This window comes from Acinetobacter sp. WY4 (assembly GCF_018438165.1).
GTDB lineage: Bacteria > Pseudomonadota > Gammaproteobacteria > Pseudomonadales > Moraxellaceae > Acinetobacter.
On sequence record NZ_CP053947.1, the window covers coordinates 584,837 to 607,053 of the forward strand.

The 22,217-nt window shown below is 39.8% G+C and carries 20 protein-coding genes and 1 pseudogene; 11 read left to right on the forward strand and 10 right to left on the reverse strand.

Going from position 1 to position 22,217, the window contains the following annotated elements; genetic code table 11:
- Positions 1–45 precede the first annotated feature (45 nt).
- Complete coding sequence (locus tag G4D73_RS02685) at positions 46–1,221, forward strand: MFS transporter (RefSeq protein WP_213687327.1); 1,176 nt, start codon at positions 46–48, stop codon at positions 1,219–1,221.
- Positions 1,222–1,303: 82 nt separating this feature from the next.
- On the opposite strand, the gene G4D73_RS02690 is transcribed toward G4D73_RS02685, so the two are convergent.
- Together G4D73_RS02690 and tet(39) are read right to left on the reverse strand one after the other, a co-directional pair.
- A complete protein-coding gene (locus G4D73_RS02690; protein WP_005251952.1) occupies positions 1,304–2,500 on the reverse strand; it encodes a PilT/PilU family type 4a pilus ATPase in 1,197 nt (398 codons plus the stop codon).
- A 595-nt stretch (positions 2,501–3,095) separates the two neighbouring features.
- A complete protein-coding gene (tet(39), locus tag G4D73_RS02695) occupies positions 3,096–4,283 on the reverse strand; it encodes a tetracycline efflux MFS transporter Tet(39) (RefSeq protein WP_087551687.1) in 1,188 nt (395 codons plus the stop codon).
- A 65-nt stretch (positions 4,284–4,348) separates the two neighbouring features.
- On the opposite strand from tet(39), the gene G4D73_RS02700 reads away from it, so the two are divergent.
- From G4D73_RS02700 to G4D73_RS02720, 5 genes are all read left to right on the forward strand, one after another.
- Positions 4,349–4,990 (forward strand): TetR/AcrR family transcriptional regulator C-terminal domain-containing protein, encoded by a 642-nt coding sequence (locus tag G4D73_RS02700; protein ID WP_004787586.1) that lies wholly within the window; start codon positions 4,349–4,351, stop codon positions 4,988–4,990.
- A 158-nt stretch (positions 4,991–5,148) separates the two neighbouring features.
- On the forward strand, positions 5,149–5,469 hold the full coding sequence (locus G4D73_RS02705) for a type II toxin-antitoxin system RelE/ParE family toxin (RefSeq protein WP_000897307.1): 321 nt from the start codon (positions 5,149–5,151) through the stop codon (positions 5,467–5,469).
- Complete coding sequence (nadS, locus tag G4D73_RS02710) at positions 5,462–5,734, forward strand: NadS family protein (RefSeq protein ID WP_000369781.1); 273 nt, start codon at positions 5,462–5,464, stop codon at positions 5,732–5,734. Before G4D73_RS02705 ends, nadS begins: the two co-directional genes overlap by 8 nt.
- Positions 5,735–6,226: 492 nt before the next feature.
- Entirely contained in the window at positions 6,227–7,702 is a 1,476-nt protein-coding gene (msr(E), locus tag G4D73_RS02715; protein WP_000052512.1) for an ABC-F type ribosomal protection protein Msr(E), read from the forward strand.
- Positions 7,703–7,757: 55 nt separating this feature from the next.
- A complete protein-coding gene (locus G4D73_RS02720) occupies positions 7,758–8,642 on the forward strand; it encodes an Mph(E) family macrolide 2'-phosphotransferase (protein WP_000155092.1) in 885 nt (294 codons plus the stop codon).
- A gap of 189 nt (positions 8,643–8,831) precedes the next feature.
- On the opposite strand, the gene G4D73_RS02725 is transcribed toward G4D73_RS02720, so the two are convergent.
- Positions 8,832–9,443 carry a recombinase family protein gene (locus G4D73_RS02725; RefSeq protein WP_015060246.1) on the reverse strand — a complete coding sequence of 204 codons (612 nt, stop codon included), beginning with the start codon at positions 9,441–9,443 and terminating at the stop codon, positions 8,832–8,834.
- 200 nt (positions 9,444–9,643) lie between these two features.
- Here G4D73_RS02725 and G4D73_RS02730 point away from each other — a divergent pair, with 200 nt between their 5' ends.
- The gene (locus G4D73_RS02730) at positions 9,644–9,919 is read left to right on the forward strand and encodes a DUF6966 domain-containing protein (RefSeq protein WP_004967304.1); all 276 of its coding nucleotides are present in this window, start codon (positions 9,644–9,646) and stop codon (positions 9,917–9,919) included.
- Between the two features lie 145 nt (positions 9,920–10,064).
- A complete protein-coding gene (locus tag G4D73_RS02735) occupies positions 10,065–11,399 on the forward strand; it encodes an ISNCY-like element ISAba32 family transposase (RefSeq protein ID WP_213687328.1) in 1,335 nt (444 codons plus the stop codon).
- Positions 11,400–12,018: 619 nt separating this feature from the next.
- Here G4D73_RS02735 and G4D73_RS02740 read toward each other — a convergent pair.
- The 3 genes and pseudogenes from G4D73_RS02740 to G4D73_RS02750 all read right to left on the reverse strand — a co-directional run bounded on the left by G4D73_RS02740 (position 12,019) and on the right by G4D73_RS02750 (position 15,394).
- Positions 12,019–13,068 (reverse strand): 3-deoxy-7-phosphoheptulonate synthase, encoded by a 1,050-nt coding sequence (locus G4D73_RS02740; protein WP_213687329.1) that lies wholly within the window; start codon positions 13,066–13,068, stop codon positions 12,019–12,021.
- Positions 13,069–13,589: 521 nt separating this feature from the next.
- Complete coding sequence (locus G4D73_RS02745) at positions 13,590–14,120, reverse strand: hypothetical protein (RefSeq protein WP_005106843.1); 531 nt, start codon at positions 14,118–14,120, stop codon at positions 13,590–13,592.
- A 208-nt stretch (positions 14,121–14,328) separates the two neighbouring features.
- Positions 14,329–15,394: pseudogene (locus G4D73_RS02750) on the reverse strand (S-(hydroxymethyl)glutathione dehydrogenase/class III alcohol dehydrogenase).
- Between the two features lie 169 nt (positions 15,395–15,563).
- On the opposite strand from G4D73_RS02750, the gene G4D73_RS02755 reads away from it, so the two are divergent.
- The 3 genes from G4D73_RS02755 (at position 15,564) to G4D73_RS02765 (ending at position 18,368) form a co-directional block, all read left to right on the forward strand.
- Complete coding sequence (locus G4D73_RS02755) at positions 15,564–17,120, forward strand: phospholipase D family protein (protein WP_213687330.1); 1,557 nt, start codon at positions 15,564–15,566, stop codon at positions 17,118–17,120.
- Positions 17,121–17,287: 167 nt separating this feature from the next.
- Positions 17,288–17,725 (forward strand): hypothetical protein, encoded by a 438-nt coding sequence (locus G4D73_RS02760; RefSeq protein WP_213687331.1) that lies wholly within the window; start codon positions 17,288–17,290, stop codon positions 17,723–17,725.
- 160 nt (positions 17,726–17,885) lie between these two features.
- Positions 17,886–18,368 carry a pyridoxamine 5'-phosphate oxidase family protein gene (locus G4D73_RS02765; RefSeq protein WP_213687332.1) on the forward strand — a complete coding sequence of 161 codons (483 nt, stop codon included), beginning with the start codon at positions 17,886–17,888 and terminating at the stop codon, positions 18,366–18,368.
- An 88-nt stretch (positions 18,369–18,456) separates the two neighbouring features.
- On the opposite strand, the gene G4D73_RS02770 is transcribed toward G4D73_RS02765, so the two are convergent.
- The 4 genes from G4D73_RS02770 to G4D73_RS02785 form a co-directional block, all read right to left on the reverse strand.
- The gene (locus G4D73_RS02770; RefSeq protein WP_213687333.1) at positions 18,457–19,041 is read right to left on the reverse strand and encodes a uracil-DNA glycosylase family protein; all 585 of its coding nucleotides are present in this window, start codon (positions 19,039–19,041) and stop codon (positions 18,457–18,459) included.
- A gap of 32 nt (positions 19,042–19,073) precedes the next feature.
- Positions 19,074–19,784, reverse strand: a complete 711-nt coding sequence (locus tag G4D73_RS02775; RefSeq protein ID WP_213687334.1) for an SGNH/GDSL hydrolase family protein — start codon at positions 19,782–19,784, stop codon at positions 19,074–19,076.
- Between the two features lie 217 nt (positions 19,785–20,001).
- Positions 20,002–21,060, reverse strand: a complete 1,059-nt coding sequence (locus G4D73_RS02780) for a fatty acid desaturase (RefSeq protein WP_005246151.1) — start codon at positions 21,058–21,060, stop codon at positions 20,002–20,004.
- Between the two features lie 409 nt (positions 21,061–21,469).
- Complete coding sequence (locus G4D73_RS02785) at positions 21,470–22,213, reverse strand: SDR family oxidoreductase (RefSeq protein WP_004280440.1); 744 nt, start codon at positions 22,211–22,213, stop codon at positions 21,470–21,472.
- Positions 22,214–22,217: the final 4 nt, after the last annotated feature.

Consider the following 22,217-nt stretch of genomic DNA (forward strand, 5'->3'; position numbering starts at 1 on the left):
CCATGCTGAGCCCAGCGTCTTACAGCATATCATTTTAGGAAAATCATGAACGCCATTGCAGCGCCACTATGGACCAAGTCATTTGTGCTTTGTTTGGCCAACAACCTATTTTTATTTATTTTCTATTTTGCACAAACCACAATTTTGCCAATATACATCTTAAAAGAATTAGGCGGCAACCTGACTCAGGCAGGTCTGGCCATGACCTTGTTTATGGTCTCTGCCATTGCAGTGCGACCTTTTAGCGGTTTAATTATCGAAAAATTCGGGGTACGTAGAACCCTGATTATTTCAGAAGTGTTTTTTAGCCTGTTTTCACTTACTTATCTGCTGGCAGATCAGCTCACGATTCTGTTTATCATCCGTTTCTTCCATGGCATCTGGTTCAGTATATTGACTACAGTTTGCGTGCCTGTGGTGAACCAATTTATTCCGGAGCAGCGTAAAGGTGAAGGCATGGGCTATTTTGTCATGTCGGTTAATCTGGGGATTGTCTTAGGTCCGTTAATAGGTCTAAGCCTGATGGAATACTGGTCTTATTTTCAGGTCAGTATGCTATTGATCGTCTTGGTTTTTATCGGATTTGCCTTCTGTTTTTTGATTCCGGTCAAAGAACCTGAAAAAATCATCAAAAATACCAATAAGAAAACCTCGCTTGAGCTGACAGATTTTGTGGAAAAGAAAGTGCTGCCTGTCGCAGTATTGGCCATGCTGATTTCTTTTTCTTATGCGAGCATCATGTCTTTTATCGCACCCTTCGCAGCCAGCAAGGATTTAATGGCCTATGCAGGTTTATTCTTTGTGGTTTTTGCGATTTCCATGATGAGCTTACGGCCGATCACCGGAAAGATTTATGATCGTAAAGGCCCGCAATATGTGATTTATCCGGCATTGCTGGCTTTTAGTTCGGGTTTATTTTTACTGAGCCAGATTCAGAGCTTATGGGGATTTATGCTGGCTGCAGTCATGGTTGGTGTGGGCTTTGGTAGTGTGCAGCCGTGTATTCAAACTTTGGCGATTCAATGTGCGCCCAAGCATCGAATTGGCTATGCAACTTCAACTTTTTATACGTTTTATGACCTGGGTATTGCCATCGGTTCACTACTGATTGGTGCCATCATTGCAGCTTACAGTTATCAGTTTGCTTTTATGCTATGCGGTATTTTAACCTTAAGCAGTATTGTTTATTTTAAGCTGGTGGTGCAACGTAAAACCGTCTAGTTTTATGGATTGAATCGAATAATAAATAAGATCAATAAAAAAACAGGCAGAAAATTCTGCCTGTGATTTTTTGAGCAAATATTTATTCTGACACCGAAGTATTCTCTGCTTGTTTCTCTTCCGCTTTTGGCTCTTGCATCATGGTGAATTGGGTTGCCTCTGTGGCTACGGTAGTGTCCTGTCGGTTACTTTTCAGCTTGATTTGTAAGCGCAGTTCATTGGTCGAATCGGCATTGCGCAAGGCTTCTTCATAAGAAATTTCACCCTGGTTATACAGGTCAAATAAGGCCTGGTCAAAGGTCTGCATGCCCAGTTCACGCGATTTCGCCATAATCGCTTTCAATTCGTGGAATTCACCTTTCAAAATCAGGTCAGACATCAGTGGCGTATTTAACATGATTTCAATCGCTGCACGACGGCCTTTACCATCTTGAGTACGAATCAGACGCTGTGAAATGATCGCCTTCATATTGGATGACAAATCCATTAATAGCTGGTTCCGGCGTTCTTCCGGGAAGAAGTTGATAATCCGGTCCAAAGTCTGGTTGGCATTGTTCGAGTGCAGCGTTCCCAGACACAGATGTCCAGTTTCAGCAAAAGCAATCGCGTGTTCCATGGTTTCAGTATCGCGAATTTCGCCGATCAGAATCACATCTGGTGCCTGACGCAAGGTATTTTTCAGCGCATTATGCCAGGAATGGCAGTCCACTCCGACTTCACGATGAGTAATCATGGATTTTTTATGCTTGTGCACATATTCAACCGGATCTTCTACGGTAATGATATGCCCGGCTGAATTTTCATTTCGATAGTCAATCATGGCTGCGAGTGAAGTTGATTTACCGGAACCTGTTCCTCCGACCACCAGCACCAGTCCACGTTTTTCCATAATCACATGTTTCAGAGATTCCGGTAATTTCAGCTTCTGGAAATTTGGAATTTCTGCAGTAATGGTACGAATCACCATGCCAACATTAAGTTGTTGTACAAACACATTGACCCGAAAACGGGAAACACCTGGCACGGTGATGGCAAAATTGCACTCAAGTTCAGTTTCAAATTCTTTACGCTGTTTATCATTCATCAGACTGTAGGCAAACAGCTTGGTTTTTTCAGCTGTGAGTTCCTGCTGTCCAAAAGGTTTCATTAAGCCTTGATGTTTAATACTCGGTGGAAAATCAGCCGTAATAAATAAATCTGAACCGCCATATTCCACCACTTTAGTCAGCATGTGATGCATGAATTTTTTTGCTTCGTCCAACAATTCTGCCGTGAACATCTTTTCCCCCGGAAATGCACAACTGCACAAATCTCAATCTTAGATTTATGCCAAATATTTTAATTTCATTGTGCAGCGTTTTATAAATATGCTCAAATATATTTGATTTATAAAGAAAATATTTTTTAATATTTATGCGACCTACTTCAATAAAAATTAAATTAAGTAGAAGTATTCAAGCTTTTTAAAGCAACTCTGTCAAAAAAATAGGATTGTAATTTTAAAGGTCGAATTCTGTTAGACGATTTATTATTTGTCATTTGCGACATATAGAATGTTATTTTTCTTTCTTTATGATTACCAACTCCCCTATTTTTTATGTACCAATTTCGGTTCTATTAGATGTAATAATGAATTATGAAAAATAGGATAATGTTTATGAAAATTGAACAAAATCGTGGAACTTTGCTCAAATAACAGGCGTGAAACTTGGTAAATTATTAAAAAAGCCCGAACAGGGATGTTCGGGCTATCAACTAGAAACTACAGCATTGATTTCTAAGGAAAATTATAAAGCATTTCGTATAAGGTGTATTATGTTAATTTTAGATAAACTATAGAATCCATTAGTTTTTAAACCAATAAATTAAATATTTTATGGAACTCCAGAATATTTATTCAGGCGATACTTAAGCAATAAGGGTAGGGTGATTACATAAAGTATTGCAGCTAATGCCCATACCATTCCAGGAGCTGATGCCTGAGTCATAAAATAGAGGCTAGTAACTAATACAGGACCAATTATAGCCCCCAGACTATTAAAACTGCTTAATAGCCCTTGTAATTCACCTTGTCTTTCATCACTAATACCTCTGGACATCATTGCTTGCAAAGCAGGAACGGCTACTCCACCAAGGGCAAACAATGGTAACAACGCAAAAGGCACCCATTCTTCAACAGCAATAGATAAAAGAAGTAAACCAATTGCATCGCAAGCTATTCCACATAACAACGTATTTTTCTCTCCAAACCTCTTTACCATAGGGGCGATAGCAAAAGCCTGTGCAATAGAATGGCATATTCCATAACTAGCAAGGGAAACACCTGCAATAAATATACTCCAGCCATAACGATCCTGCCCATAGATAACCCATAAAGTTGCGGGGACTTGTGAAACCAATGTGATAATTAAAAAGATACCAAGCAATGGAGCCATATTAGGTTGAGTGATCAAATAGGATAATTTCTTTAATATTGATTGCTCCTGAACCTTCTCAGTCATTTTATTGCTGTGTTTTGATTCTTTTAATAAGACTGCTGTCATTATTAAAAGAATCCCATTCATAAAAGCAGCAGCAAAGAACGGTGCATGTAAGTTCCATTCACCCAAAACTCCACCTATTACCGGACCCGCTATAAACCCAATACCAAAGACAGCTCCAAGGAGACCAAACCTTTTTGCACGCTCATGGGCTGGAGTAATATCTGAAACATAAGCTGTTGCAACAGCCATGTTGGCACCTGTAATTCCCGCAAAAATACGACCAATATATAGCCACAATAGAGAAGGAGCAGCAGCCATTAGGAGATAATCAGCCGTTGCACCAGCAATTGAAATAATTAATACAGGTCGACGTCCAAATCGGTCACTCAACGCTCCAAGGATAGGTGCAAAAATGAACTGCATCAGAGCATACACAGCTAATAAAGCACCATAGTGAACACCGCCTGCTTCAGCTCCAGCCAATGACCGTAATAATTCAGGCAAGATCGGCATAATTAAACCAATCCCAACAGCATCCAGAAATATAGTGATTAAAATCACGCTCAATGATTTCTTCACAAATGCCTTCTCTAGCAATGATAGAATTAATATTCTCTCACACACTCCCTATCAGTGATAGATTTATGAGTAAAAAAGATATTGCACCTCAACGTCTGACACGTGAAATAGTCCTGCGTACCGCATTGGATATGTTGAATGAAGAAGGCATAGATTCAATAACCACACGCAAGCTAGCTCAACGATTGGGTATTAAATCTCCAACTCTATATTGGCATTTCAAGAATAAATCCTTGTTAATGGAAGCAATGGCGGAAACCATTATAAATGAACACCATTTAGTTTCTTTACCCATCGATGGGATGACATGGCAAGATTGGTTGCTCGCTAATTCTGTAAGCTTTCGTCGAGCACTACTAGCTTACCGTGATGGTGCTCGTCTACATGCAAGAACTAGCCCCAGTCAAGGACATTTCAACACGATTGAGGCCCAAGTTGCGCTGTTATCTCATGCTGGGTTTTCTCCTGTTGAAGCAGTTGCATTACTTATGACATTAGGAAGGTTTATTGTTGGGTGGGTCCTTGAGGAGCAGCAAGAAGAAATAAGATCAGACCCACCATTCGAAGCCGATCCAACTATATATCCACTCATGCTCCAAGGAGTGAATACCTTACAAAATATGAATGCGGATGACATTTTTGAAAATGGGATTCGTATGGTGATTATCGGTGCTGAAAGACAACTTGATATTAAAATGCAAACTTAACTCTATACTGCTTTAAGCAACTGTTCTATTTAGTAATAAAGCTTTTATCCTTAATTATTTAACATAATGGCTGTTATGCGAAACGAGATCTACCAGCTCTCGTTTTTTGTTATGGAAACTGCTAAAATTCAAATACGCCATTGACGTATAAAGAGTCCATGTTATTTATTGAAACCAGCATCTTTACCAAGCAAATTAAAGACCTTGTATCTGATGAGGAATATCGTCAACTTCAGCAAGATCTTTTGGTACAGCCTGATAGAGGTGACCTAATCAAGAATGGCGGTGGTATTCGCAAAGTACGTTGTGCTCAAGGTAACAAAGGGAAAAGTGGTGGGATACGGGTGATTTATTATTGGGTCACCGAGGATGATCAGATCTTTTTCTTAGTGGCTTATCCAAAATCAGTAAAAGATAATTTAACAGATAAGGAAACCGCCATTCTGCACCAACTCGTGAAGGAGCAATTTCATGGATAACAACTTATTTGATGACTTGGTTGCTTCAATCAAAGAAGCTGGAGCTATCAAACGTAAAGAAGTTAAAGCAAGCCGAGTTACAGAACTCGAATTGCCTGATATTAAAGAAGTACGTGAAAAAACTGGCTTGAGCCAAAATGAATTTGCTGCACGTCTACATATTAGCCCCCGTACCCTGCAAAATTGGGAACAGGGACGACGCTATCCAACTGGACCAGCAGCTACATTGATTCGAATTTTAGATGCTCACCCAAGCCTTATTTGAAAAAATTACTTAAAAAATGGGAGCTTAAGGCTCCCATTTTTATTTCGTATAAGGTGTATTATGTTAATTTTAGAAAATCTTCACTACTATTATTTTAAAATAAGCCTTATATCCAAGCATAAAACAAGGTTGTCTAGACTTCTTTTAACAGTAAAGTTATCATAAAACTGAATTTTATTTTTTAGGTAAGTTTATGCATTCTATCCGCATTCGTTAAGACACAACTATTTGCATAGTGACACTATTTTATAATGGTGGGCTTTTGTTGTGTCTTTAAGAATATATGCGGATATATAAAGTAAAAGTATGCTTAATTTATAAGTATGCTTTTAGTGCATAGTTTCCAGTTATAACTTAATTGACTAGCTATTTGTCCACCCTGTGGATGAATAGCTTTTTTTTTGGGAGGACACTGTGATGCTAGCTTTTGTTTTCACCTAAATCCTGTTTGCTGCATAAAAAATTTCAAGAGCTAAACAGGAGTAAATAAAAATGAGTTTAATTATTAAAGCGAGAAACATACGCTTGGATTATGCTGGGCGTGATGTTTTGGATATTGATGAATTGGAAATTCACTCTTATGACCGTATTGGTCTTGTGGGTGATAACGGAGCAGGAAAGAGTAGTTTACTCAAAGTACTTAATGGCGAAATTGTTTTAGCCGAAGCGACATTACAGCGTTTTGGTGATTTTGCACATATCAGCCAACTGGGCGGAATCGAAATAGAAACGGTCGAAGACCGGGCAATGTTATCTCGCCTTGGTGTTTCCAATGTACAAAACGACACAATGAGTGGCGGAGAGGAAACTCGTGCAAAAATTGCTGCCGCATTTTCCCAACAAGTACATGGCATTCTAGCGGATGAACCAACCAGCCACCTTGATCTCAATGGAATAGATCTACTTATTGGTCAACTTAAAGCATTTGATGGAGCATTACTTGTTATCAGTCATGACCGATATTTTCTTGATATGGTTGTAGACAAGATATGGGAGTTAAAAGACGGTAAAATTACGGAATATTGGGGTGGTTACTCGGATTACTTGCGTCAAAAAGAAGAAGAGCGACAACACCAAGCCGTAGAATATGAGCTGATGATGAAGGAACGGGAGCGATTAGAATCTGCTGTGCAAGAAAAACGCCAGCAAGCTAATCGATTAGACAATAAGAAAAAAGGAGAAAAATCCAAAAACTCTACCGAAAGTGCTGGACGACTTGGGCATGCAAAAATGACTGGCACCAAGCAAAGAAAACTGTATCAGGCAGCTAAGAGTATGGAAAAGCGTTTGGCTGCATTAGAAGATATTCAAGCACCAGAGCATTTGCGTTCTATTCGTTTTCGTCAAAGTTCAGCCCTAGAACTGCACAATAAGTTCCCGATTACGGCAGATGGTCTGAGCTTAAAATTTGGTAGCCGTACTATCTTTGATGACGCTAACTTTATAATACCGCTTGGCGCTAAAGTCGCTATAACTGGATCGAATGGAACAGGGAAAACGTCCTTGTTAAAAATGATATCAGAACGTGCTGATGGATTAACCATATCTCCAAAAGCTGAAATTGGCTACTTTACACAAACAGGATATAAATTTAACACGCATAAATCTGTGCTCTCCTTTATGCAGGAAGAGTGCGAGTACACAGTTGCGGAAATTCGTGCAGTATTGGCTTCAATGGGGATCGGAGCGAATGATATTCAAAAAAACTTATCCGACTTATCGGGAGGTGAAATCATCAAACTGCTTTTATCCAAAATGCTTTTAGGAAAATATAATATTTTGCTTATGGATGAACCAGGAAACTATCTTGACCTAAAAAGTATTGCCGCATTAGAAACAATGATGAAGTCCTATGCAGGAACTATTATCTTCGTATCTCATGACAAGCAATTGGTCGATAATATTGCTGACATTATCTACGAGATCAAAGACCACAAAATCATCAAGACTTTTGAGAGAGATTGTTAATGATAGCCAATCTAATCCGAACATTAATTATTGAACTCTTTAAAGGAAATTAAAAATGACAATTCAAGATATTCAATCACTTGCTGAAGCACACGGCTTGTTGCTTACGGACAAAATGAATTTCAATGAAATGGGCATTGATTTTAAGGTCGTTTTTGCTCTTGATACAAAGGGGCAACAATGGTTGCTGCGTATTCCTCGTCGTGATGGCATGAGGGAACAAATCAAGAAAGAAAAACGCATTTTAGAATTGGTAAAAAAACATCTTTCTGTAGAGGTTCCTGATTGGAGAATTTCATCTACAGAATTAGTGGCTTATCCCATACTTAAAGATAATCCTGTTTTAAATTTGGATGCTGAAACCTATGAAATAATTTGGAATATGGACAAAGATAGCCCGAAATACATAACATCTTTGGCAAAAACCTTATTTGAAATCCATAGTATTCCTGAAAAAGAAGTTCGGGAAAATGATTTGAAAATTATGAAACCTTCAGATTTAAGACCTGAAATAGCAAACAATTTGCAGTTAGTAAAATCTGAAATTGGTATAAGTGAGCAATTGGAAACCCGCTACAGAAAATGGTTGGATAATGATGTTCTATGGGCAGATTTCACCCAATTTATACATGGCGATTTATATGCTGGGCATGTACTAGCTTCAAAGGATGGAGCTGTTTCAGGCGTTATTGATTGGTCAACAGCCCATATAGATGACCCAGCGATTGATTTTGCTGGGCATGTAACTTTGTTTGGAGAAGAAAGCCTCAAAACTCTAATCATCGAGTATGAAAAACTAGGGGGTAAAGTTTGGAATAAACTATATGAACAGACTTTAGAAAGAGCAGCGGCCTCTCCTTTGATGTATGGTTTATTTGCCTTAGAAACTCAAAATGAAAGCCTTATCGTTGGAGCAAAAGCTCAGTTGGGAGTTATATAATTTAAAAATATGATTGCTGAGAACTGCCTTGTTTTGAAACTTGGTTGGCTTTAATTAGTTTTTAGTATTCTTTATAGAAAATGCCTCGATCAAGGGGCATTTCTAACAATCATTTAACATAAAATTTCTTATGTGAAGTAACCTGAATGCAGCGGTGCCCCATTGGGGGCGCGTTGAGATAAGCCTCTTTTAGATAACTTTAGCAACTCGATAGACAGTTGCAACTCCACAATTCACTGCTTTGGCAATTTCTTCCTTAGTCATATTGCCAACTACTAGCAATTCTTTTATTCGTTTATGTTTAGCCTCATTTGCCTTCTTGCCTGTTGGTTTGTAACCCGAACGTGCCAGGCCCTGCTTAATACGTTCTATACGTTTCTCATTGTCTAGGCGGGCCATTGTTGCCAGAAGATCAATCAACATATTGTTGATGAGTTCCAAGATTGAATGAGTAATGCTGTCACTGGTTTGAATCATTTGGTAGGTAGTAGGAAGATCTGCTACGACTAAACGAAGTCCCTTCTCCTGGATCCTGCGCTTCAGCTCTTGAAAATCTCGTTGGGTTAGGCGTGATAAGCGGTCAATACTTTCAACTAACAATGTGTCACCTTGATTTGCTTCTGACAGTAGCTTATTCAATTCAGGTCGGTCTAACTTCGTACCACTATAGTTTTCCACGTACACAATGGTTTCACCCAAATTCAAGTTTTGGTTTAGATCCTGAAGAATCTGCAAAGCCCTTTCTGCATCTTGATCTTTAGTTGAAGCTCGTAGATAAATACGTGTATTCATTTCTATCATTTAATCTTAATTCTATTAGATTAATGATAATACTATCATTTAATTATTGCATTAAGTCTAATGATAGATATTGTATGCGATTTGGCTCGCTATCATTCAGGTATAGTCTTTTGATAAAAAAAGCATGACTAAAAGCCATGCCTTGGGAATTCGTATAACGTGTATTATGTTAATTTTAGAGAATCTTAAAAAATACTTTTATGAAAAATAAAATTGAAGATTTAAAATCAACAATTCAAGAACTAATAGAATTGTTTGAAGAACAGAATTTAGAACATTGGGCAGAAATGTATAAAAGAATACTGTTCTATATTGATGATGATCTAGAATACGCAAAATATAAAATACAAAGTACCATTGGAGGAATGGGATCAATGGATGATATCGTTTTATATCGCAATGGTGATCCACTTATCAAAGAAAACAATCGTTTGGATTACTTAAGAAGTAAATTATATGTTTTTTGCGAAAGCTAAATTATTCTTAATATCGCTAATTTAACATAATGGCGATTATACGAAAGGCCCTTGTTAGAACCCATTTAAAGTGTCTATATTCTCACCAATAAAAATGTCTGGTTTATGATGGTTTTTATCACCATGGACTGGATATAAAATATAGATGCTGATCACTATGTCTGATAAAGAAATTCAACGTCTTGCAGTTCTGCAAGACGTTAGAGATCATCGTATTACCCAGGTCCGTGCTGCTGAAATCCTGAATCTTTCCACCCGTCAAATTACCCGGTTATTGCAGAAACTCAATCAAGATGGTGTCTCAGGTATGGCACATGCCAGTCGTGGTCAACCAGGTCATCGTCGCCATGATGACTTGTTAAAATCAAAGTGCCTTTCCATTATTGCTGAACATTTGCTGGGCTTTGGACCCACCTTGGCGCATGAGAAGCTCAGCAGCATGTTTGGTCTGCATATCCCTGTAGAAACGGTTCGTCGCTGGATGACTGCAAATGACCTGTGGATTCCTCGATCCAAGCGTCTGAAACGTCCGTATCAGCCTAGATATAATCGTGATTGCTTCGGTGAGCTGATCCAGATCGATGGCTCATATCATGACTGGTTTGAAGGCCGAGCTTCCAAATGCTGCTTGCTGGTTTATATCGATGACGCCACTGGAAAGCTGTTGCATCTGCGCTTTTGTGAGGCTGAAACGACCTTTGATTATATGCTTTCAACCCGAGCCTACATTGAGCAATACGGCAAGCCTTTAGCGTTTTATAGCGATAAACACTCGGTATTCCGAGTGAATCAGAAATCGAGCCAAGATAGCCAGATCACGCAATTTGGGCGGATTCTGAATGAGTTAAATATTGATATTATCTTCGCCAACTCACCCCAGGCCAAAGGCCGTGTGGAACGTGCCAATAGAACACTCCAGGATCGCCTGATCAAGGAAATGCGCCTAGAAGGTATCTGTTCAATTGCCGAGGCAAATGCCTGGCTGCCCTGCTTTATTGAGCATTTCAATCAGAAGTTTGCCAAGTGTGCGCGAAACTCAAAGAATTTACATCGGCCATTAACCGAATCTGATCTTGAACTGGATGATATTTTTACCTGGCAGGAACCGCGTAAGGTCACCAAGAATCTGCCCCTGACCTATGACAAATGTATTTATCTGCTTGAACCGATAGAGCTGAATCATAAGCTTGTTGGGCAATATATTTCATTTCTGGAGTACCCGGATGGGACTGTGGCCCTCATGCACGAGGGACGAAAGCTCAACTACAGCATTTTCAATAAATTAGCTGGGCTACAGCAGAATGAGATCGTTGAGAATAAACGGTTAGGTACAGTTCTGGCACATATTCAGCAACAGCATGAAGAGTTGGAAAAACAGAATAAACGTTCCCGTCTCAAGAAAAGTATGCCGAGTCGTAAAGCTCAGAAAGCTGTTATTGAACAAAGAAAGTTAAATCCTGTGCTTGACTCTTGTGGTTAAAAACAGGACATTTTAAATGGTTTATCGCATAGACATTTTAATTGGTGAATAACACAGTGTTGTAAGCCCAAAATAGAAATATCCGCTTTCAGACTCTGGCATTGATTATGCCACCTAACATTAAAAGTGACATTGGCCATACGTTTTTAGCCAAATTATGCGTTGCCCAGATCCTCAGTATTAATCGGTAGAAAGTGTGCGTGATCTAGACTGCTCAAGCATAGATATTTGAGTACTTTCCGCCTGCAAAACTGGGTTAAGACGATTACTTTTCAATTTGATTTGCAAGCGCAGTTCATTATTGGAGTCCGTATTACACTTAGCATATGGTGCATAAATTTACGTGCTTCATCGAGCAATTCGGTTGTATACATATCGAGATTCCTGAGATCATGACTGGTCAGCCGTATAGAATGAGCTGGAGCAAGATCTCTAATAAATTATTGTTATTGTTTATTTTTTAATTTAATTATTTTTATTCAATTTATAAAATCGTTCTAATCATTATTTTTATTTTCAAACGCTCTGATGAGCTGATTTAAGCATCTGGGAGATGCACTGATCAGCTTCATCCGATTCTGTCTTTCCCCAATCAATTGAGGAAAGACATCATTCAGTTTTAAGCACTACGCTTCAAACCTTCAATTCGTAGTGAGTCAGTCATATTTAACAATAGTTGTTCGGTTTTTTTCCAGCCCAGACATCCATCAGTGACTGACTGACCATAAGTCATTTGCTCAGAAATTTTTTGATTCCCGTCAACAAGATGACTTTCTAGCATTACACCACGAACATTGGTCTGTAAGCGTTCTGCCACGATCTGCTCCAGTACTTCAGGCTGCAGCATCGGATTTTTTGAGCTATTGCCATGACTACAGTCAATCACCAATGCGGGTAAGTCGATCTGATGTTTGGCGCGGATTTTCTCAATTTCTGACAATTGATAATTTGGTCCGCTATTCGAGCCACGTAAAATCAAATGTGCTTTAGGATTACCTTGCGAGTGTAAAATGCATGGCAAACCGGATTGGCTCATTCCCAGGAATTGATGCGGATGAGAGGCAGACTGAATGGCATCCAGAGCAATTTGAATCGAACCGTCAGTACCATTTTTGAAACCAATGCTATATGGCATATGGCTGGAAATTTCGCGATGAATTTGCGATTCGCTGGTACGTGCGCCAATCGCACCCCAAGCTAGTAAGTCATCGAAATAAGCTGTTGCCATCGGGCTAAGGATTTCAGAGGCAATCGGGAGACCCATTGCAATAATTTTGAGGTATAGGTTACGGGATTTTTCCAAGCCCAATTGCATATTGGATGAACCATCCAGATTTGGATCGTAAAGGAAACCTTTCCAGCCTACCGTAGTCCGTGGTTTTTCGATATAAGCACGCATCACTAGGAAAATCTGATCAGATACCTGTGACTGAAGCTGTTTTAATTTTTCTGCATAGTCTAGCGCGGAGGCTTCATCATGAATGGAACATGGGCCGGTGACCACCATCAAACGATGATCCTTGCCTTCTAATATATTTTGAATGGTTTGACGATGTTCAGCGACTTGGCTGGCCAATTGCGGAGACAGTGGCAATTGCTGCTTAAGCTGCTGAGGTAAAATTAAAATGCTTTCAGCATGATGTTGTTGTGATGTAATTGGGGTATTCATGACTTTAATCCTGGGACTGGCAATCAGTCCAAACTTTTATTTGAGCGTTATGGGTCTAATCGAAGGTGTTGTGAGTGTCATTAGCTGACTAAAATAAGACCAATAAAAGTTGTTAAAGTATGAATAGTTAAAGTTTGTCATGGCTGTCTCCAAAATATTGTAAAAAATGAAAGGCATAAAAAAACCTGATCAGGGTTGCCGATCAGGTATAAACTGGTGGGCAACCTTTTCATTGCCCAAACGCATTCAGGCAATTAGCTAAACTGCCAGAAATAAAAATATGCGTTTGAAATGATAGGTTGCTTTAACATGTTATGTCTTTCATAAAATGTGATTCTGAAATTAAAATACGCGCTCTGGGATCATTTGACAAGCATTAAATATAAAAAAATATTTATTAACTTTTCTACTTTTATTTATCGATTCATCAAAGCGTGATATATATCACTAAAAGTGGTAAAACCCACAAACTTATCGCGGGTTTTACCAAAGAAACTTCATTTTAATCCGAAGATTAAAAATTAACGTGAAACACGATTCCAGGCATCACGCACTGCAAATTTAGCCTGTTCCCAGTTTAAACGTGATTGACCTTTCATTTGTTCCCATTTCAATCTCAAATCAGGTTCTACGTCTTCAAAACGAGTATGGGCATCATAGCTGCCACGGTTTTCATAACCAACTCGATAGGCCGTATCATAATCACGGTCATAATCCAGATCGCTATAGGTGGTACGAGCATCTGAATAGTATGGCGTATTGATCGAATTATCACGCCAGTAAGCCTGTTCTTCTGTTGGATTTATAGCTTCGCCTACACCTTTACCTGCCAGACCGCCAACAACAGCACCGACTACACCACCGACAGCGACACCCACCGGACCGCCTGCAGCACCAATAGCTGCACCTGCTGCTGCGCCACCTGCAGCACCGACACCTGTACCTACAGGATGTGCGCCAGGTTCACCAGTAATTGGATCAGCATTTAAATCATCGCGGACATCTTTAGGCGCATTCTTAATTACATCACGATCAAAATTATCATTCGACATAGAGCTTATCCTTATTCTTTAAAATGGTTTTATCACGTATCTTCATACGTCCTATTTAATATAAGCATCTGGCATGTAATGACATTAGCAGGCGTGTGTTGTTTCAGTGACTCTCTGTGAGGCTTTCATGCACTAATGTATCCTGAATCAAGTGAAAGCCGCATAAAAAAGACCGGTTTAAAACCGGTCTTTTTTAGATTAAAACAGCTTAGTCAAAATGAATGACTGTACGGATCGACTTGCCTTCATGCATCAGGTCAAAAGCTTCATTGATCTGATCTAATGGCATGGTATGTGTCACAAAAGGCTCAAGTTGAATTTTACCTTTCATGGATTGCTCTACCATTCCCGGCAATTGTGAACGGCCTTTCACCCCACCAAACGCAGTACCCATCCATTTACGACCTGTGACTAACTGGAATGGACGGGTTGAAATTTCTTTACCTGCACCGGCTACTCCAATAATCACTGATTGACCCCAGCCACGGTGCGCACATTCTAATGCTGAATGCATTACATCTACATTACCGATACATTCGAATGAATGGTCTACACCCCAACCAGTCATTTCGACGATCACTTGCTGGATCGGCTGATCATAGTCTTTTGGATTCAGGAAATCTGTCGCACCAAACTGTTTCGCCAGTTCAAATTTATCCGGATTGGTATCAATCACAATGATACGACCGGCTTTGGCCTGACGTGCGCCTTGCACTACAGCAAGACCGATACCCCCTAAACCAAATACTGCAACACTGTCACCTTCCTGAACTTTCGCCGTGTTATGCACCGCACCAATACCAGTAGTCACACCACAACCCAGCAGGCAGACATGCTCATGGTTGGCTTCAGGATTAATTTTTGCCAGAGAAACTTCAGCAACCACGGTATATTCTGAAAAAGTTGAACAACCCATATAGTGATAGATCGGCTCGCCATTATAAGAGAAACGGGTTGTACCATCTGGCATGACACCTTTACCTTGGGTCGCACGCACAGCAACACACAGGTTGGTCTTACCTGACTTACAGAACAAGCATTCGCCGCACTCAGCAGTATAAAGCGGAATCACGTGATCGCCCGGTTTCAGGCTGGTGACGCCTTCACCGACTTTCAACAACCACACCCGCACCTTCATGACCTAAAATTGCAGGAAATACACCTTCAGGATCTTCACCAGACAAGGTAAATGCATCGGTATGACACACGCCTGTATGGCTAATTTTTACCAGTACTTCACCTGCTTTTGGTGGAGCAACATCCACTTCTACAATTTCTAATCGCTAGCCTGGACCAAACGCAACTGCTGCACGTGATTTCATGTAAAACTGTCCTTTTTTTGCTGATTTACAGATGACTAACAGTAACCTCTTTCTATTCGGAGATTCAACTATTAACATCACCAGATAAGGAATAAAAGATCCTATAATTAATGGAACATCAATGACTAAACCTTCGCCCTTTGTATGTTTGAGCATTTTTACTTTTAGCATCATGCTTTCTGGCTGTGAACTGGCTCCCAATACTGCTGAAGAAGCGAAAATCACGCCGGTTCGACCGGCGCACTGGATCGACAATCAACTTTCAAAACAGCAGATCAATAGTGGTAAAACGGCTTTCTTGCCGCTCTATGATGGTTTTATGAGTATGGCAGCACGTCTGCACCTGATTAACAAGGCCAAATATCATCTCGACCTGCAATATTACATCTGGAAAGATGATTATATTGGCAATATGATCTTATCCCAGCTCTTAAAAGCCGCCGATCGCGGTGTCAAAGTGCGTGTCCAGATTGATGATCAAAATGGTACCCAGCTTGATGACAAGCTTCTTGCTCTAAGCCAACATCCAAATTTTGAAGTCCGGATTTTTAATCCCTATAAATTTCGTCATTTACGTGCGCTGGATTATGGCTTCCGGATGAAAAAGGTCAATCATCGCATGCACAATAAATTAATCATTGCGGACGGAACTGCAGCCGTGACTGGTGGCCGCAATATCAGCAGTGAATATTTTGATGCCAGTGAAGATTTTCAATTCACCGATGTGGATATATTCTTCGCGGGGCAAAGCGTAACAGATGCCAATCAGACCTTTATTAACTTCTGGAATGATGATCTGAGTTATGACGTTCGACAGGTCTTGAATGATACCGGCCATCCTGAAATGCTCAAAAGGCTCAGAACTGAATTTGAACGTGAAGATGTTGATGAAACTGAACTTAAACGCCGGGTGGGTATTGCCGAGAAACAAGTCGAACAACACTTAAAAAAACAACCGATGCACTGGGCTCCGGCTTATTTTGTTGCGGATAGTCCCGCAAAAGCCCGTCCTCATGCCAAAAATGGCGATTATATTTATACCCATATGCTTGAATTAATGGGTGAGCCAAAAAAACATCTGGAACTAGTGTCCTCATATTTTATTCCCACGCAAAAAGGGGCCGACTATTTAACCCGCCGTGCGCAACAGGGTGTGAAAATCAGAATCCTGACTAACTCTTTTCAGGCCAATGATGTGGCCGCAGTGCATGCCTATTACCAGCAATACCGTCAGCAATTATTGAAAAGTGGCATCGAACTCTGGGAATTTAAACCCTACATTGTCCGTCCGGAACGGACCTGGTATGAAATTATGACCGGAGACATTATCCCGGCTAAAAACAAAAATAGCTCCAGTTTGCATGCCAAGTTTTTTGATCTGGATGGCATGGTTTTTGTCGGTTCATTTAATTTTGATCCGCGTTCAGCCTATCTGAATACCGAAGTCGGTCTGGTCATTGAGTCGGAAGATTTTCAGAAGGAAATTACCAGTGCGATGGATCAGTTCTTACCACGCGTGGCTTATCAGCTTAAGCTGAATGAAAAAAATGAAATGATTTGGCTAGAACATCAAAAAGATGGCCGTAGCATTCAACATTCACATGATCCGGAAACTACAAAATTCCAGCGTTTTATGATGAATCTGGTGACGAAATTTCCTGGTGAATGGCTAATGTAATGACATTGGAATGACCTAAAAATTACATGGCATGAAAAGCCCCTATTTTGAGAATGGCCGATTAATCGAACTTAGCCCAATCATCGTTTAAAGGGTTTTACAGTCGATTGCGCTTACTTTAGAATTACACTTTTCTCGTATTTTGCGCTTGTTCGCCCTCCACTCCCATGCAATTTTTTGATTTAAGCCGTCAGTTTAAGTTCAGTGATATTCTCATGCCTGTAAAAACTCTCCATGATTTATCCCAGCAAGAATGGTATTTGGCCAAAATTCGGGTGGAACATGACTGTTTGTCCGACTCCGATACGGTCGAGGGACAGGTAGTTTTGAAATCCAGTGAAAATATTCAGCTCGAACTGGAATGGCAGATTCAGGATAGTAGTTATGAATTACAGGTTTTATTTAAAGGTGTAGAAACTGAAGCCACTGATGAGACCGGTATCATGTTGAAAGGTGCACAACTGGTCGATGAACAGCAGCAAGTACTCTCTGCCCAAGCGTTAAGCTTATGGATTGATGGTACTCTTTTGCCGATGTTGCCTGAGATCCGTCAGGAAATTAAAGCACGTTTAAATTTGTGGGATTATGTCGAATACGATGACTAATCGCCGAATTTTGCATTTTTTAAAGAGCCCATGTGGCTCTTTTTTATAATCTGAGTGACGTTTTAGATTGATTAAACTGCCCTATCTTCAATTTTTTCAGGCAATGCCAAGCTAAATAAGTTGTTATAAAATTTATAAAAAATAAAAAGAGAATCACGACATGATTTCTGATAGTGAATGGCAACAGATTCGTCAGGTGGTCGCTGATGCACAACGGGCTGCCATGCATTGCTCTATTGCAACAGTCAACCCCAAAGGCTTTCCTAGTATTACTCCGATTGGAACCATATTTCTCAACAAAAAGACCAGTATCGGTTTCTTCTTTGATACTTATTCCACTACTTTTTCTGAGAATTTACAGCATCAGCCGATGGCATGCATACAGGCTGTGAACAGTAGCAAACTGTTTTGGTTTCATTCGTTACTTAAAGGTAAATTTAAGCGTTATCCAGGAGTACGCTTATATGCAGAAATTGGTCCTTTACGTCCGGCCTCGCTTGAGGAAATACGACAGGTGGAGTCGCGTATTCGAGCTTTAAAATGGACCAAAGGTAGTCAGTTAATCTGGTCCAGCTTTCATCATGTCCGGGAGATTAAGATCAATAGCTATCGCTGGGTCGAATATCCAAATATGAATAAATAAAGCCACCAACTTACAAATAGTAAGTTTATTTCTTATCTGCAGCCCAGAAACTTCTTTAACTATTTTCACCTGATTATTGGATTAAATATTAAACCAGACCCACATGTTCAAACATTGTCCGGTAACTTTCGGCTTTTTTCTCCAGAGAAACCGGATATGCTCGAGAAGATGAAGGCATGCGATATAAATACAGATCACGTCCGACAAAATGGGCCTGACTTGACTGACCAATACTCGGCTTTAAAGTCCCTTCAGGCATGGACAGCATCATGGTGTCTGTGGCCTTGTCGCCTGTGGTCATAATATGATTGCACTGCGGCATTTGGCTGAGCAGTTGCTCAATATTGGTAGGTACTACTATTTCCAAAAACTTGTCTGAAGCATTGTCCTTTAAACGCCGGATCTGATAACCACTATCAAAAATTGCAATCCCCGTTTCTGTTAAAAAATCCCGGATTAATTGTTCCTGAAATTTTTTATTGGGTAGATCTAAAAAGTAATCTTTATTTTCAAAGAAAATCAGTCCAAAAATCCGCCACATATCATTCTGATAATTCGGATAATAAAAGTTCATTTTCCAACGCGTTGCAGGTGGCGGGAAGCTGCCCAACATCAGTAATTTGGCATTGGGCGGTAAAAATGGCGGTAGTGGATGGGTTTCAATATCAGACATAGAATTAACTAAATTAAGAGATTTCAACTATTTTAGAAGGTCTTCCGAATCTTGCCAGCTACTTCTTGTCCCCAAAGTGTATAAACTTCCTTACTCGGATGAAAACCATCTGCAGCCATTTGTAAATTCATGGCACGATACTTCTCAATATCATATTCAATCCATTGCATATTCACTTGCTGATTCACAAATTTTTCCAATTTCAAATTCATGTGTTTAGCATATTTGCCAAATAGCCAAGCCGAAGGATTCGGTAGTGCTGGAAACATATTCATTGGCGGTACACCGGCAGCAATAATCAGTTTCGGACTAAATTTTTGCTGGATTTTGCTATAAAGCTGTTCCTGTTTCTGAATCCAGACCTCGGCAGGCATCAGTTTGGTCACGTCATTGACGCCAACTGAAGTGATGATTACATCATAGTGCTGGACTTCCATCTGGTCCAAAGCACGAATCACTTTTGAGCTGGTATCGCCGGTTTTGGCCTGTAATTTCCATTCAATTTCAAAGTTATTTTTCAGTTCATGCAGAATTCCACCCAGTAATGCATCATCCTGATGTTCTACGCCTACACCTGCCGCCGCGGAATCTCCTAAAATGAGCAGAGAAAGTTTTTTGCCTGTTCCTGTTCGACCTTCACGTTTTCCCTGTGGTTCAGGCAACTTCAAGGTATTTTTCTTGACGCGATTACCCTGAATGATAAGTGCAGGAATTAAGGCAATGGTGGCAGCTTTCAGCAACATAGCGGGCTAATTTATATAAAGATATACTTGATTTTACCTGAGTTTATTCTTTTGAACTATTTCCTCAACAGTCATTTTAGATGAATAATCACTTAAATTTTGCTGAGATAGGATTCTTGTAAAATATAGGCTTATACATTTTGCCATTGAATAAATTACAAAGGATAAATATAAAAAAATCCCGCTTTAAAACGGGTTTTTTTATGAAAATCAAAGCTTAGATTTTATAGTCATTCCAGCGATTCATACGCTTAAAAGTTCCCACATCATTAAAACGCACGCCCACTTCTTTCATTACTTTATGCGCCGTTTTGGACGTCAGTTGACGGATATAAAATGGCTCTTTGACCACAAAATGATGAATCGCATGGGTCGAACCAAAATTACAGCAGAATAACTGGAACGGAACCATCCACCATGGATTGAGCACTTGGGTTTGTTTGATCACATCACGTGGATCAATATCGCCATAGTAATGCATATTTGAGCTGACAAACTGCAAGCTAAAAGAACGGATAAAGTTCGGAATCACCCAGATGACTGCCAGCAGATTTACGATTGGCATAGCATCGACAATGCCTTGCGACCAGAGCATCTCATAACCGAATAGCGGTGCAACTGCATTTAAACCATGAAAGACCACAAACAGGTAGCACAATCCATAGTAAATAATGCTGAGAGGTAAAAAGCCAAATAACTGAGAAATCATGGCAATTTTATGTTCTTTTTCAGGCTGTTTTTCCAGAAAAAGATGAATCATTTTAAACATCTGAAATGGACGCAGATACACTGACATCAACTGGTCACTAATCACCAGAATTCGGCGAATGCCCCAAGGCATACCATTACTGATGCCACGTTCTTCCAGGTCATGTTCAGTGCCTGAATATTTATGATGATGCAAATGTAAACGACGACGTGCCCACGGACTAATGGTGTTTGGACGTGCCAACCAGACCAGTGCCAGCATCAGATGATGTGCCCAAGGTGTTTTTTTGAAATACATATAATGAATCAGGTCATGTTCCAATTCATGGGTCAATGATGCAAAAATCGCAATCAAGGGAATGGTAAACCATACTGAGAGATAACCTGTTCCATATGCTACCGCGCATGCAATCATGCCTGCCCAGGCGAAGCCTAAAATACTCGCACCGATAAAGTTCTGATGTTTGAGTATGGGATAACGAGCACGCACCTCTTCCCCGGCCTGGGTAACGATACTTCTGACCTTGGAGATTCGCTGCTGGTCAGTCATATCCGCAGATGTAGACATATGGACAACCTTTAATTTCTGAACGGTTGTACATTAAAGGAAATTCTAAAAAAGAGAAGTTATCTTTCCACTTTTAGAGTGAGTATGTCTAAGTTTTGGACAGTTTGGAAAAGTTCTTAAAATTGGCGAAAATTAGGAAAAGTAAAAGATGGTCTTTCTCATGAAACGAAAATTTAAAAGTAATTGATTTAATTGCAAATTCATCAATAAAATAAAAATATAATTTTTGATAATTTAAAACTTTATTTTAATAATCAATATATTAGGATTTATAAGATTTCGCTTTTTTGTAAATTCAAGCTATACATTTTTTAGAAAAAAATACTGATTCAGAAATTTTTCTCAGTTTGTCATAAAAAATAAAAAGAGAAGCGCTCTAGCTTCTCTTTTTATAGATCTAAGAGCGCTTTTAACCTAACTTGTTCACCAGTTTAAGTGGTAATACTTTCATGGCTAGACCGAGTGGCAACCAAGGCCATTTCGGCACATAAGCCTTAACTGGTGCTTTTTCAATTTCTGCTGCCAATAAACGCGAACCAGTTTTTTCATCTACTTCAAAAGGTAGCTTTTTTGCCCCTTCATTAATTTCAGTACGAATATATCCTGGGAAAATGGTGGTCACTTTTATTGGCGTATCGATCAATTCAGCTCGAATGCCTTCCGCTAAATGAGCCACGCCGGCCTTACTTGCACCATAAGCTGTTAAATGTTTTGGCATACCGCGCATTGCACTCATAGATGAAATCATCACCAGATGGCCAGAGTTTTGTGCACGGAAGATTTCAACTGCAGCTTCACATTGTGCTAATGCCGAAATAAAGTTGGTTTCAACCGTGGCTTTATTGATAGCAAAATTACCTTTACCAATCCGGCGGCCCTCACCGACACCAGCATTCACAATAACTCGGTCAATGGTGCCAAAGTCTTCTTTAAAAGCACGAAACACTTCAAACACTTGATCGTAATCGGTGACATCTAGTGTTTTGGCAATGACTTTGATGCCATATTGGCTTTCCAGTTCCTGCTTTAAGATTTCCAGACGCTCCAAACGACGTGCACAAATCGCCAGGTTATAGCCTTTTTTCGCAAATTCACGTGCCATACCGGCGCCGATCCCTGAACTTGCACCGGTAATTAAAATTGTTTTAGCCATGTAT